Source organism: Pseudomonas svalbardensis, assembly GCF_030053115.1.
GTDB classification, from domain to species: domain Bacteria; phylum Pseudomonadota; class Gammaproteobacteria; order Pseudomonadales; family Pseudomonadaceae; genus Aquipseudomonas; species Aquipseudomonas svalbardensis.
Window position 1 is genome coordinate 1536253 of sequence record NZ_CP125619.1, and the last position, 12556, is coordinate 1548808.

General features: G+C 59.8%; 13 protein-coding genes and 2 pseudogenes. 10 read left to right on the top strand and 5 right to left on the bottom strand.

All coding sequences use genetic code 11. The annotated features are described in order from the left end of the window. The first annotated feature begins 22 nt into the window (after positions 1-22). The 4 genes from QFX16_RS06860 to QFX16_RS06875 all read left to right on the top strand — a co-directional run bounded on the left by QFX16_RS06860 (position 23) and on the right by QFX16_RS06875 (position 3551). Positions 23-634 carry a LemA family protein gene (locus QFX16_RS06860; protein WP_283183326.1) on the top strand — a complete coding sequence of 204 codons (612 nt, stop codon included), beginning with the start codon at positions 23-25 and terminating at the stop codon, positions 632-634. Between the two features lie 43 nt (positions 635-677). Continuing rightward, on the top strand, positions 678-1433 hold the full coding sequence (locus tag QFX16_RS06865; protein WP_283183327.1) for a TPM domain-containing protein: 756 nt from the start codon (positions 678-680) through the stop codon (positions 1431-1433). Between the two features lie 33 nt (positions 1434-1466). Beyond that, positions 1467-2084: a TPM domain-containing protein gene (locus QFX16_RS06870; RefSeq protein WP_283183328.1), complete on the top strand. Its 618-nt coding sequence runs from the start codon at positions 1467-1469 to the stop codon at positions 2082-2084. Positions 2085-2336: 252 nt separating this feature from the next. Further along, complete coding sequence (locus QFX16_RS06875; protein ID WP_283183329.1) at positions 2337-3551, top strand: class I SAM-dependent methyltransferase; 1215 nt, start codon at positions 2337-2339, stop codon at positions 3549-3551. 73 nt (positions 3552-3624) lie between these two features. On the opposite strand, the gene QFX16_RS06880 is transcribed toward QFX16_RS06875, so the two are convergent. Beyond that, the gene (locus tag QFX16_RS06880; RefSeq protein WP_283183330.1) at positions 3625-4530 is read right to left on the bottom strand and encodes a DMT family transporter; all 906 of its coding nucleotides are present in this window, start codon (positions 4528-4530) and stop codon (positions 3625-3627) included. A gap of 273 nt (positions 4531-4803) precedes the next feature. Here QFX16_RS06880 and QFX16_RS06885 point away from each other — a divergent pair, with 273 nt between their 5' ends. The 3 genes from QFX16_RS06885 to QFX16_RS06895 are packed head-to-tail and all read left to right on the top strand — an operon-like array spanning position 4804 to position 6107. Beyond that, entirely contained in the window at positions 4804-5385 is a 582-nt protein-coding gene (locus QFX16_RS06885; protein ID WP_008152949.1) for a DJ-1/PfpI family protein, read from the top strand. A 14-nt stretch (positions 5386-5399) separates the two neighbouring features. Further along, positions 5400-5705 (top strand): ribbon-helix-helix domain-containing protein, encoded by a 306-nt coding sequence (locus tag QFX16_RS06890; protein WP_008025707.1) that lies wholly within the window; start codon positions 5400-5402, stop codon positions 5703-5705. A gap of 57 nt (positions 5706-5762) precedes the next feature. Then, a complete protein-coding gene (locus QFX16_RS06895; protein WP_283183331.1) occupies positions 5763-6107 on the top strand; it encodes a YegP family protein in 345 nt (114 codons plus the stop codon). Positions 6108-6158: 51 nt separating this feature from the next. Here QFX16_RS06895 and QFX16_RS06900 read toward each other — a convergent pair whose 3' ends face one another. Further along, positions 6159-7178, bottom strand: coding sequence for a DUF4917 family protein (locus QFX16_RS06900; protein WP_283183332.1), 1020 nt, complete (start codon positions 7176-7178; stop codon positions 6159-6161). 156 nt (positions 7179-7334) lie between these two features. Between QFX16_RS06900 and yiaY the strand changes: the two genes are divergently transcribed. Further along, positions 7335-8483 (top strand): L-threonine dehydrogenase, encoded by a 1149-nt coding sequence (gene yiaY / locus QFX16_RS06905; RefSeq protein ID WP_283183333.1) that lies wholly within the window; start codon positions 7335-7337, stop codon positions 8481-8483. On the opposite strand, the gene QFX16_RS06910 is transcribed toward yiaY, so the two are convergent. Further along, a complete protein-coding gene (locus tag QFX16_RS06910) occupies positions 8480-9646 on the bottom strand; it encodes an MFS transporter (RefSeq protein ID WP_283183334.1) in 1167 nt (388 codons plus the stop codon). The two genes, yiaY and QFX16_RS06910, sit on opposite strands and share 4 nt — an antisense overlap. Positions 9647-9667: 21 nt before the next feature. After that, on the bottom strand, positions 9668-10903 hold the full coding sequence (locus tag QFX16_RS06915; protein WP_283183335.1) for an aminotransferase class I/II-fold pyridoxal phosphate-dependent enzyme: 1236 nt from the start codon (positions 10901-10903) through the stop codon (positions 9668-9670). A 239-nt stretch (positions 10904-11142) separates the two neighbouring features. On the opposite strand from QFX16_RS06915, the pseudogene QFX16_RS06920 reads away from it, so the two are divergent. Further along, positions 11143-11601 (top strand): annotated as a pseudogene (locus tag QFX16_RS06920) (LysR family transcriptional regulator); the annotation flags it as partial. Then, positions 11601-11921: pseudogene (locus tag QFX16_RS06925) on the top strand (MFS transporter); the annotation flags it as partial. The pseudogenes QFX16_RS06920 and QFX16_RS06925, both read left to right, overlap by 1 nt. Before the next feature lie 105 nt (positions 11922-12026). Here the strand turns inward: QFX16_RS06925 and QFX16_RS06930 are convergent. Next, complete coding sequence (locus QFX16_RS06930) at positions 12027-12515, bottom strand: DMT family transporter (RefSeq protein ID WP_283183336.1); 489 nt, start codon at positions 12513-12515, stop codon at positions 12027-12029. Between the last annotated feature and the right edge of the window lie 41 nt (positions 12516-12556).

The following is a 12556-nucleotide window of genomic DNA, read 5'->3' on the forward strand; positions in this document are numbered from 1 at the left end:
TGTGCAAGGGAGCATCAACCAGATGAATGTACGACACCACTATCGGTCGAGCCTGCAGGTTGCAGTCTTGATGTTGCTGACCACACTGCTGGCCGGCTGCGGCATCAACACGATCCCGACCCTCGACGAACAGGCCAAGGCCGCGTGGGGCCAGGTGCAGAACCAGTACCAGCGCCGCGCCGACCTGATCCCCAATCTGGTGGAAACCGTCAAGGGCTACGCGCAGCATGAGCAGGAAACCCTGACCGCGGTGATCGAAGCCCGGGCCAAGGCCACTTCGATCCAGGTGGACGCCAGCACGCTCGACAATCCAGAAAAGCTCAAACAGTTCCAGCAGGCCCAGGATCAGCTGACCGGTGCCTTGAGCCGTTTGATGGTGGTGTCCGAGCGTTACCCGGACCTCAAGGCCAACCAGAATTTCCTGGCGCTGCAATCGCAACTTGAAGGCACCGAGAACCGCATCGCCGTGGCGCGTCGTGACTTCATCCTCGCCGTGCAGAAATACAACACGGAACTTCGTACCTTCCCCGGTCGCCTGTGGCACACGGTGATGTACAGCGATTTGCCGATTCGCGAAACCTTCGAGGCCACCAGTCCCGATGCGGAAAAAGCGCCTCAAGTGAAGTTCCAGTAAGCGCCGGGACGGGTTTAAAGCGTCACCACGGATGAGGTTGCCAATGCGTGTGTTGAAAGTTGGCCTGATGCTGTTGCTCTGGGTGTTTGCCCTGACGGCCCAGGCCGCGTTGAAGTTTCCGGAACTGACCGGGCGGGTGGTCGATAACGCCCAGATGATCGAGCCTGCGGTGCGTGAGCAGCTGACGCAACAGCTACAGGCCCATGAAAAAGCCACCGGCGAGCAGCTGGTGGTGGTCACGTTGCCGGATTTACAGGGCACCGACATTGCGGACTTCGGTTATCAACTGGGGCGCTACTGGGGCATCGGCCAGAAGGACAAGAACACTGGCGCGCTGCTGATCGTTGCGCGTGACGATCGCAAGCTGCGGATTGAAGTCGGTTATGGCCTGGAAGCTCGTCTGACCGATGCGCAGAGTTCTGTGATCATCAATCAGGTGATCACCCCGGCGTTCAAAACCGGCAACTTCAGCAAGGGCATCAGCGACGGGGTCGCGGCGATGCTCGTGGTACTGGGCGGCAATCCGCTGGATGAGCCGTCCACTGTGTATGACTCCGGAGGCAATCAGGACAGCGACTTCGTTTCGCGGTATCCGGGGGTATTCGTGTTTCTGGTGATGCTGTTCATCCTGACGATGTTTGTCTGCCAGATGCTCGGGATCCTGCCCAGCGGTGGCAGTGTGCGAGGCGGTTCGAGCGGCGGTTTCGGCGGTGGAGGTTTTGGTGGCGGCGGTGGAGGCGGGGGCTTCAGCGGTGGCGGGGGCAGTTTCGGGGGCGGTGGTTCGTCGGGCGGCTGGTGATCACACAACAATAGCGAGTGGGCATTCTTAAACATGGCATTACTGACTGAACACGAACAACGCAAAGTTGCCGAGGCGATTGCCCGGGTCGAGCGCGACACCGACGCCGAACTGGTGACCGTGCTCGCGGCCCGCGCCGACGACTACGCGTACATCCCGCTGCTCTGGGCCAGCCTGCTGGCGCTGGTGGTGCCGGGTGTCGTGCATTACCTGACTGGCTGGCTGAACCTGCACAGCTTGCTGCTGGTGCAATGGATCACGTTCATCGTGCTGTGCCTGGTGTTCCGGATTCCGAAAATCACCACGCACCTGATCCCGCGCTCGGTGCGTCACTGGCGCGCCTCGAACCTGGCGCGCCGGCAGTTTCTGGAGCAGAACCTGCACCACACAGTGGGCAGCACCGGGATGCTGATTTTCGTCTGCGAGGCTGAACGCTATGTGGAAATTCTGGTGGATGAAGGGATTTCGAAACGGCTGGACAACAAGAACTGGGATGGAATTGTTGCGGCGTTCACTCAGCAGGTGAAGCAAGGGCAGACGTTGCAGGGGTTTGTGACGTGTGTGGAGGCGTGTGGCGAGTTGCTCAAGGTGCATGTGCCGGTGACGCATGTGAGGAATGAGTTGCCGAATCGGTTGGTGGTGTTGGGCTAAATCCAAGCCGCGACGCATTCCCTGTAGCAGCTGGCGAAGCCTGCGTTCGGCTGCGAAGCAGTCGTAAATCCGGTATTCACGGTCTTCTTGTTGCACCGCGTGTGCTGATTTTACGACTGCTGCGCAGCCGAACGCAGGCTGCGCCAGCTGCTACAGATCGCACCGTTCGGGAAATTACCCGTGCCCTCAATCCCCATCCCCCCTAAAATACCCGCCATTCCCCGATCCGCACCGCCCGAGGCCGTTTTTCCCATGTCTGTCACCGCCACTCCCGCCAGCCTCGCGCCGGATCATCACGCCCAGTTCATCGAGCTGCTGCAGTCCAGCCTTGACCAGAACGCCTTCATCAAACTGGTGCTGGCCAAGTACGTCGGCACTGAAGTGGACTTGCAGCGGCTGATCATCAAGCAGCTGACGGTCAAGGATCAGCCCTGTCTGTCCTTCGTCTACCGCTACAAGACGCGCGACATCACCAAGAATTTGCCGATTGCCGAGGGCGTAGCGACCATCGCCGCACTCTTGCCGGCATCGTTTAAAAATGCGCATTTGCTGTCGCTGACTGATGAAGCTCAGCTGGAATACAGCAAAAAGGGCAAGTCTTCGCTGTTCAAGAGCAAACCTCAGCAATTGCGTGAAATGCCATCCGCTGAGCACAACCGCGAGAAGAACCGCTTCCTCGACCTGAGCCGGCCGTTCCTCGCCGACCTCGGCGTGACCAACAAGCAACATGAGTTGATCCCGGCGATGTCGCGCAAGTGGAAGCAGATCAACAAGTTCATCGAGGTCTTCAGCCATGCGCTGACCACCTCACCGCTGGCGCTGGACAAGCCGGTTCAGGTGGCGGATTTCGGCTCGGGCAAGGGTTACCTGACGTTCGCGATTCATGACTACCTGCGCAATACCTTGAAGGCCGAAGGCGTGGTGACCGGCGTCGAGTTGCGCGAAGAGATGGTAAATTTGTGCAACGCCGCGGCCGCAAAGCTCGAACATCCGGGGCTGGTGTTCAAGTGCGGCGATGTGCGCAGCGTGGCGCCGAGCGAGCTGGACGTGATGATCGCACTGCATGCCTGCGACATCGCCACCGACTATGCGATTCACACCGGCATTCGTTCCGGCGCCTCGATCATCATGTGCTCGCCGTGCTGCCACAAGCAGATCCGCCTGCAAATCCAGAGCCCGGCGCTGCTCAAGCCGATGCTGCAATACGGTCTGCATTTGGGCCAGCAAGCGGAAATGGTCACCGACAGTTTGCGTGCGTTGTTCCTGGAAGCCTGCGGTTACGAGACCAAGGTGTTCGAGTTCATTTCACTGGACCACACCAACAAGAACAAGATGATCCTGGCGGTCAAACGTGCCGAGCCGGTTGATCCGACTCAGCTGCTTGTGAAGACTCAGGAACTGAAGGATTTCTACCACATCAGCGAACATTGCCTCGAAACGCTGCTGCGGGCCGATGGCTACCTCTGATCCCTGTGGGAGCGAGCCTGCTCCGGGCGGCGTTCCGACGAAGGCGGCTGACAGCCAACTCAGATGTTGGATGTTACGGCCCCTTCGCGAGCAGGCTCGCTCCCACATGGGGTTTGATGGCGGTCTTGCGTCCCATCATCACGGTCACGATCACCCCGGCGGCAAACAGCCAGGTGATCGGCTCGATGTGTTCGCCGAAGAACAGCGCCGAAAAAGCGATGGTGAAGAAGATCTGCAACAGCTGGATCTGGCTGACCCGGGCGATGCCGCCCATCGCCAGCCCGGCGTACCAGGCGAAGAAACCGATGAACTGCGAGAACAGCGAGACGTAACCGAAGGCCCACCAGGTCTTGGCCGAAATCTCGCCCTGATGTTGCAGCGCCAGGTACACCACCGGCCCGATCAGCAACGGCGTCGACAGCACCAACGCCCAGCAGATCACCTGCCAACCGCCCATCTCCTTGGCCAATCGGCCGCCCTCGGCGTATCCCAGACCGCCCACGGCAATCGCCCCGAGCATCAGCAAATCACCGGCCTGAATGCTGCCGGCCCCGCTGATCAGCGCATAACCCAGCACCAGCGCACTGCCCAGCGCGGCGCAAGCCCAGAAGGCTTTCGATGGTCGTTCGTGGGACAACCACGCGGCGTACAGCGCCACGCACAGCGGTTGCAGGCCGTTGACCAGTGCTCCGTGAGACGCCGGCAAGGTTTGCATGGCCCAGGCCGACAACACCGGGAAGCCGAGGATCACCCCGGCAATCACCAGGGTCAGGCCTTTGACCTGTATCCACGTCGGCCACTTTTCCCGGCGCCACAGCAACAACATCGCCGCCGGAACTGCCGCGAACAGCGCACGGCCCAGGCCGTTGAGCAGAGGATGGAGTTCCTGCACGACGATCCGTGTGAAGGGCAGGGTGAGGCTGAAGATCACAACGCCGAGCAAGCCGAGGGCCATGCCGGTGTTTTCGCGCGAGGACATGATGGCAACCAGATCTAGGGTGGCGGGAAGATCTTCATCTAGCCATAAACCGCGGGAATCGCTCTGTTACAGCTAGGCGTAGAGTTATCCGTACAGTTTGAGGACCTTTTCGCGAGCAGGCTCGCTCCCACAGGGGAACGCATTCCAATGTGGGAGCGAGCCTGCTCGCGAAGAACGATAACGCGGTAGTAGCTGGTTATTACCCGACCCTGCGGATAAGGACTACCTTGAATACTCCTGCAGGCCCACGTATTTCCCAGAGGAGTCCTCCCCATGGCGGCTAAAAAAATTCTGATGCTGGTCGGCGATTACGTCGAAGACTACGAAGTGATGGTGCCGTTTCAGGCGCTGCTGATGGTCGGCCACACGGTGCACGCCGTTTGCCCGGACAAAACCGCTGGTCAGACCGTACGCACGGCGATCCATGACTTCGAAGGCGACCAGACCTACAGCGAAAAACCCGGTCACCTGTTTGCCCTGAACTTCGACTTCGCCAAGGTCAAGTCCGAGGACTATGACGCCCTGCTGGTGCCGGGCGGTCGTGCGCCGGAGTACCTGCGTCTGAACGAAAAAGTCCTGGAACTGGTGCGCGCGTTTGACAAGGCCGGCAAACCGATCGCTGCTGTGTGTCACGGTGCTCAATTGCTGGCAGCCGCGGGAATTCTCGAAGGTCGCGAGTGCAGCGCCTACCCGGCCTGTGCCCCGGAAGTGCGCCTGGCCGGTGGTACGTTCATCGATATCCCGGTGACGGAAGGTCACGTTCAGGGCAATCTGGCCACTGCGCCAGCCTGGCCGGCGCACCCAAGCTGGCTCGCCGGTTTCCTCGGGTTGCTGGGCACCAAAATCACGCTGTAACGAGGGACCTTTCCATGTGCGAGCTCTACGTCAAAGCCGATCCGATTCTCTACGAATCGCGCTCCCGCTCGCTGCGCATCTGCGGGGTGGTCACCACCCTGCGGCTGGAGAATCAGTTCTGGGACATCCTCAGCGAAATCGCCGAGGTCGACGGCATGACCACCAACCAGTTGATCGCCAAGCTGTATGAAGAGGTGATGGACTACCGCGGCGAGGTGGTGAATTTCGCCTCGTTTTTGCGGGTCAGTTGTACGCGGTATCTGAGTCAGCGACGGGTGCAGGCGCCGGAGTTATCGGTGGTGCGTGCGGTGGTGAAGTAGGGCAGGTTGGTCTTTACTCTGAAGCGCGAAACCTCTCAATTGCTTAGGAGAAAGAGCATGTCTGGATGGTATGAAGTGAGCAAAAGCAGCAATGGTCAGTTCAAATTTGTACTGAAGGCCGCTAACGCGGAAACCATTCTGACCAGCGAGCTGTACACCACCCGTGCTGCCGCTGAAAAAGGCATCGTGTCGGTTCAGAGCAACAGCCCGAAGGATGAACGCTACGAGAAGAAAACCACCAAGGATGGCCATCCTTACTTCAACCTCAAGGCTGGTAACCACGAGATCATCGGTAGCAGCGAGGCTTACACCTCCGCTGCCGCGCTGGAGAAAGGCATCGCCAGCGTAAAAACCAACGGGCCGACCACAGTGATCAAGGACAAGACCTTGCCGGTGCTCTAAACACACCGCTGATCGTTCCCACGCAGCGCGTTGGAACGATCTTTACGGTCTTCAGACCTCGACCGGCACCGTCAGCTTCGGACTACCCAACGCATGCGTCTTCGAATCAAAAAACCGTAACTCACTCCCGGTTCCTTCAAACACCTTCGCGTAGTGCCGCTTCTGGTGCTGAATGAACGCCTTGCTGCGCGGATAAATCGAGATCGCCACCACTTGCGGTTTCGCCTCGCGCAAAGCGTGGATGATGTGGCTGTCCTGCTCACCCAAGGCATGACCGAACAGGCACAACCCGTCACCATGGCCAAGTAACTGGTCGTAGCAGAACGACAGATAGTCCGAGCTGCGAATGGTTTTGAGCTTGTCCTGCGCCGGACCTTCATTGACGAACAGCGGCACGTCGTCGAGGGTCTTGATCGTGTTGTTGATCGCGAAACTGCCGAGCAACGTGCCCTCGGTCGACATCAGTTTGCGCGCCGTACCGTCCTGATTGCGCACCAGATGCAACCCGCCATGCAGGTAAAGCAGCCGGGTTTTATCGGTCGCCGTGGCGCTCAGATCAAAGCTTGATTCTGCACCCTGAAACAGGTCGCTGATCGCATCAGGCTGGTGTTGAGTCGCCCAGTAGTTGAGCAGGTCGTAGTTGGTGGTGAACACGGTCCGGTAGCGGCCCAGTTCCTGATTGATTGTCGCCAGCGTCGAAGGCACCACCAGCCGCCACGGGATGTGCACCGCGTGCACGGTGTTGATCAGCGCTTCCTTGATCGCGTAGTAACGATTGCGCGGCGCGGCGGAGCTCACGGCCAGGGCCTTGTTGACCCGGCTGGTGGTTTTCAGTGCGCTGAGCACCTGTTCGAAGCTGCGTGTCTGCAGGGCGTCAAACACGCTCAGCTCGGACTGGCTCAGGGGTTTTTCTTCCACGGTACGGGCGTTTTCGAACAGCGAGTCGTAGCCGAAGTCGTCCCACACGGCGCGGCTGGCGCCGTTGCCCACCAGCAGGCCGCTGAACGAGGCGGTGGCGCGCAAGGCGTTCCAGTCTTCAAGTTGGGCATCAACATCCTGGAAATCGGTCATTGCGTTCAAAGTCTCAAAGCAGAAGGTCTGATGGGCGGCGACTTTATCACGCCCAAGACTTGAGCCAGATCAAGTTACTTCATGACCGATAGGTCGATCCTGTGGGTACCCGCCAGTTCGGCGCTGCCGATTCGGCCTCAGCCAGGAGACTCGCTCATGACCAGCACGTTTTTCATCCCCGCCGTGAACATCATGGGCATCGGTTGCCTCGACGAAGCCATGGACGCCATTCGCAAGTACGGTTTTCGCAAGGCGCTGATCGTCACCGACGCCGGGCTGGCCAAGGCGGGCGTAGCGAAGATGATTGCCGAGAAGCTGGCGATGCAGGACATCGATTCGGTGATTTTCGACGGTGCCAAGCCCAACCCGAGCATCGCCAACGTCGAGAGCGGTCTGGGTCTGCTGAAAGAAACCCGCTGTGACTTCGTGGTGTCCCTGGGCGGCGGTTCGCCCCATGACTGCGCCAAAGGCATCGCGTTATGCGCGACCAACGGCGGGCAGATTCGCGATTACGAAGGCGTCGATCAATCCACCCAACCGCAACTGCCGCTGATCGCCATCAACACCACGGCCGGTACGGCCAGCGAGATGACCCGTTTCTGCATCATCACCGACGAATCCCGTCACGTGAAAATGGCCATTGTCGATCGCAACGTCACGCCGCTGCTGTCGGTCAACGACCCGGCGCTGATGGTCGCCATGCCCAAGGGCCTGACGGCTGCCACCGGCATGGACGCGTTGACTCACGCTATCGAAGCCTACGTTTCCACTGCCGCCAATCCGATTACCGATGCCTGCGCACTGAATGCGATTACGTTGATCAGCAACAACCTGCGCCTGGCCGTCCGCGACGGCAGTGACATGGCCGCGCGGGAAAACATGGCCTACGCGCAGTTCCTCGCCGGCATGGCGTTCAATAACGCCTCCCTGGGTTATGTCCACGCCATGGCTCACCAGTTGGGCGGGTTTTACGACTTGCCGCATGGTGTGTGCAACGCGGTCCTGCTGCCTCACGTACAAAGCTTTAACGCGCTGGTTTGCGCCGATCGCCTCACCGATGTCGCCCTTGCGATGGGCGCCGATGTTCACGGTTTCACCCCGGAAGCGGGCGCCCAGGCGGCCATCGTGGCGATCCGCAGCCTGTCCAAAGACGTGGAAATTCCCGCCGGTTTGCGTGAGCTCGGCGCCAAGCTCAACGACATCCCGATCCTCGCCACCAATGCCTTGAAAGACGCGTGTGGCCTGACCAATCCTCGCGTGGCGGATCAGCGCCAGATCGAGGAAATTTTCCGCAGCGCCTTTTAGGAAGTTTTGCGGCCGGGCGCGAGCATTACGCAGAGCATCGCGCCCAACGCCAGCAAGGTACACAACAGTGACAACGGCCATGCTTGCGGGCTCGCGATCAAACTGGCGATCCCGCCGATAACGGCAGCCATCAGTTGATGAATGAAACCACTCAACGCCATCGCATACGCACCGCCGACCGGCGAACCGTCATTGGCCAGGGACAGGCTGATCGGATAGGTCAAAGACTGGCCGAACACCGCAACGCAATAGGGCAACCAGAACAGCAGCGCCACTGAAGTGCCCGCCAGACTCCCCAGCAACATCACCGCGCTCCCAGCCAGCACCAGCCCCACACCCGCCGTTATCAACCCGCGTTGACCGGTGCGAAGTACAAAGCCATTGACCCCCAAAGCCCCCAGAAAATAGGCCGCGCTGATCGGCCAGCCCAACAACCCGTATTCCACGGCCGACCAGTTGAACGGCCCTTGCAGAATTAGCGGCGCTGCGGTGTTGAACGCGACAATCACCCCGTACCCAAGGCCGCCGGTGAGGGCCGGCAACAGAAAGGCTCGATGACGCAAAATGCGCCAATAGCTCGGCCAGGCGGATGACGGGGCATTCTCCTCGGCCAGCATTGGGAACCTAACCCGGGCCACGACCAGCCCCATCATCAGACTCACAGCACCCAACAGGTAGAAAATCGCTGGCCAGCCCAGCGCCACCTGGATGATCGACCCCAGGTATTGGCCGATCCCCAGCGCCACCACAAAGGAAATCGAAATCCAGGACAACGCCTTGGCCAGCAGGTCGCCGCGGAAACTGTCGCGGATCAGCACCCGGGCCATGACCGAAATGCCGCTGGCGCCAATGCCCTGAACCAGTCGAAACGCCAGGAACGATTCAAGCGTCTGGCTCAGGGGCAACGCCAGATTGCCCAACCCGTAGATGCCGAGTGCGGCGAGCAGCACCGGTTTGCGGCCGATGCGCTGGCCAAGGCTGCCCCAAAACAACATCGGCAACGCCATGCCGATCAGATACACCGCCAGCCCCCAGGAAACCTGCGAGGCGTCGGCGGACAAATCCCGGGCCATGTCCGGCAGCGCCGGCAGGTAAATGCTCATGCCCAATTGCGCGAGGAAAACCGTGCAGCAGGTGACGAGGAGGGTGGTGCTGCTCTTCATTGAATCTTCCCTGGTTTCAGTTCAACAGCCGATGTCCCGGCCTCGAGTGCGTAAAAGCTCGGTGATGAGTTCACAAAAGTGTCGGATCAGCGTCGGCTCCATGTCGGCGCGCAGGGTGATTCTGATGGCTGCCTTGCCTTGTGCGACCACCGGAAAAAAGACGGCCGAGGTGAAGAAACCGTGATTGGCCAGTTCCATGGCAATGCTGTTGGCCAGCGCTGCTTCGCCGCAGTTGACCAATCGAATCGCCATGTTGCTGTTGTGTTGATCGGTTCGGATGAGGCTGTCGAACAGCCGGATATTAACCTGAAGTTTTTCCTGTAACGCGGCAAATTCAGGCGTGCGATGAAGCTGGATGGATGCTCTGCCCGCGCCAATGGCTGCACTGTTCAGGCTTTGCGACCAATTGCTGGGGCCGCCGTAACGTGCAATGAGCCTCTTCTGCCGTTCATTGCCCAGCATCACCAGACCACCGCTGGCCCCAAACGACTTGGCCAGCGAGGCGACGATCAGGCAGTCATCCTCCAGGGCATGCAACCTGGGGCGCACGAGGCCTGCGCCGAATGTTCCGACAGCGGACAGAGCGTGGGAATCATCCAGATAGAGAAACAACCCGTAGCGGTCCTTCAGATACAAAAGACTGTCCATGTCCGCGACCCCGCCCATGCTGTAGGCGCCGTCGGCGACATACGCGATGGTGCGGTGTTGCTGGCACTGCTTCTCGAGAAAATCCATGTCGTTATGAGGGCAGGTCACGACCGTGGTTTCATCGGCGCAGGCGGCTTTGAGGTGATTCATCGAGTAATGCGCCAACCGGTCGAAGACCATCACGGGAGGTCGGTTTTCCGTGAACACGCCGCTGGCCAGCAATGGCAGGATTCCGGCACTCGCTGCACTGCACGACAAGGTGCTCAGGCAACTGGCGCCGAACAACTCGGACAGTTCGGTTTCGTACTGTTCCAAAATTGCCAGCTTGCAGCGGTTCTTTGAGTTGGCGACGCGAAGGGTGCCGGTTTCCCACAGGGTATTCATGGCGCCGTCGAGAATGTCGGGATGGTGATCCAGGCCCAGGTACGACGTCGTGCAGAAATGATGAAACGCGCGCCCGTGCTGATCGAGCATCCGGTTGGCACTTTTGATTTCGACGTTAAGCCCCGAAATTTTCCCGGCTTCAGCGCTCTCCCAATCGTGATCGGCCAACGCGATGACTTTGCGGTAGTTGGTGTAGAGGTTTGCCGCCTGTGCTGTCTGGTCCATATGAAAATGACTTTCCTTGAGTGAAACGATCCATGGGTGTGTTGCAGTTCGTGTGTGTTTCCAGACTTTACAGAGCGCGGCGGAGGCTTTGAATCGGCTGTTTCCGGTACGGCTGAGTGTTACAAGAGATTTATGTGTAGGGCGATGCCTCCTGATGTTGTGGGCAATTTGCTTTGCCGAGTCGCGTAGAAACCGGGCTATCCTGCCGACTCAGTCGAACAGAAGTCATCGACCCCTCAATGCTGCAAAAAAGCCTGATCCGCCGCCTCGACCTGATCACTCTCCAGCTGTTTGTCGCCGTTCATGAGGAGGGCACGCTGACCCGTGCCGCAGCGCGTGAAGCCATCGCCGTGTCGGCGGCCAGCAAGCGGCTGATGGAGTTGGAAGAAGCGTTGGGCATCAGTCTGTTCGTGCGCCAGGCCAAGGGCATGACCCTGACGCCGGCCGGTGAAACCTTGTTGCACCATGCTCGGCAGATGCTGTTCAACGTCGAGAAAATGGGGCTCGAACTGGGCGAACACAGCCACGGTATCCGCGGTTATGTGCGGATGCTCGCCAACCTGTCGGCGATCATTCAGTTTCTGCCCGAAGACCTGCGGGACTTTTCCGAGCGTCATCCTCAGGTCAAGACCGACCTCGAAGAGCGCCCCAGCAGCGGGGTGATTCAGGGTGTGCTGGATGGCGTGGTCGACCTTGGGGCGCGGTGGGGTTCTTCTGTGCGGGGATCTTCGCTAACCACACGACCTTCCTGATTGTCGCGCTGGGCTTGCTTGGTGCCGGGATCATCGCGTCTATCCCGAGCTTCTGGACCCTGCCGCCAAAACTGCTGGCCGGTGCCGGCGCAGGGGCTGCGGGCGGGATCGCAGTGATCAACACCCTTGGCCAGTTCGGCGGCATCATCAGCCCGGTGATGGTGGGGCGGATCAAAGACCTGACGGGCAGCACCACGCCGGCACTGTATGTCATCGGCGTCGCGGCACTGATCGCCGTCGCGCTGCTGCTGTGGGGGTTGCCGTAGAAGCTGCGCACGCTCGACAAGTTTTAAAAGATCGCCGGCTATCCCAGTTCGTGCAGGGACCACGCATCCCTGTAGGCGCTGGCGCAGCCTGCGATCTTTTGATCTTCAAGACGTCGCAATGATCGCCTTTGCCGGCGAAGTACCGAACTGAATCAACACCACTCCAGCCACCAACAAAATCGCACCAACCATTCGCGGCAACTTCATCTCCCGCTCCACCAACCCAAACCATCCGAAGTGATCCAGCACCAGCGAGGCAACCACCTGTCCCGCCAGCGCCAAAGCAATAAACCCCGATGCCCCGAGTTTGGGCAGCAACATCAGCGCCAACGAAATAAAGCACACCCCAAACGCGCCACCGGTCCACATCCACAGCGGCGCCTTGCTGATGAACGCCAGCGACGGCAACGGCAAACGCAGCGCCAACATAACCGGCAACAACACCACAATACTCACCAACAACGACGCGAGGGTCGCCCACAACGGATGGCCCAAACCGCGCCCGAGGTTGGCGTTGATTGCGCTTTGAAAAGGCACCACCGCCCCGGCTATCACGGCCAGTAGCAACAGCCCGGCCCAATGCAACGTACTCATGAAGATTCTCCAACAGGTTTTGCTGGACTCTAGAGTATTCG

Coding starts and splice junctions, on each gene's coding strand:
- QFX16_RS06875 (WP_283183329.1), top strand. CDS start 2,337: ATGTCTGTCACCGCCACTCCCGCCAGCCTCGCGCCGGATCATCACGCC.
- QFX16_RS06915 (WP_283183335.1), bottom strand. CDS start 10,903: ATGGACCAGACAGCACAGGCGGCAAACCTCTACACCAACTACCGCAAA.
- QFX16_RS06885 (WP_008152949.1), top strand. CDS start 4,804: ATGGCGGCTAAAAAAATTCTGATGCTGGTCGGCGATTACGTCGAAGAC.
- QFX16_RS06910 (WP_283183334.1), bottom strand. CDS start 9,646: ATGAAGAGCAGCACCACCCTCCTCGTCACCTGCTGCACGGTTTTCCTC.
- yiaY (WP_283183333.1), top strand. CDS start 7,335: ATGACCAGCACGTTTTTCATCCCCGCCGTGAACATCATGGGCATCGGT.
- QFX16_RS06865 (WP_283183327.1), top strand. CDS start 678: ATGCGTGTGTTGAAAGTTGGCCTGATGCTGTTGCTCTGGGTGTTTGCC.
- QFX16_RS06900 (WP_283183332.1), bottom strand. CDS start 7,178: ATGACCGATTTCCAGGATGTTGATGCCCAACTTGAAGACTGGAACGCC.
- QFX16_RS06890 (WP_008025707.1), top strand. CDS start 5,400: ATGTGCGAGCTCTACGTCAAAGCCGATCCGATTCTCTACGAATCGCGC.
- QFX16_RS06930 (WP_283183336.1), bottom strand. CDS start 12,515: ATGAGTACGTTGCATTGGGCCGGGCTGTTGCTACTGGCCGTGATAGCC.
- QFX16_RS06870 (WP_283183328.1), top strand. CDS start 1,467: ATGGCATTACTGACTGAACACGAACAACGCAAAGTTGCCGAGGCGATT.
- QFX16_RS06880 (WP_283183330.1), bottom strand. CDS start 4,530: ATGTCCTCGCGCGAAAACACCGGCATGGCCCTCGGCTTGCTCGGCGTT.
- QFX16_RS06895 (WP_283183331.1), top strand. CDS start 5,763: ATGTCTGGATGGTATGAAGTGAGCAAAAGCAGCAATGGTCAGTTCAAA.
- QFX16_RS06860 (WP_283183326.1), top strand. CDS start 23: ATGAATGTACGACACCACTATCGGTCGAGCCTGCAGGTTGCAGTCTTG.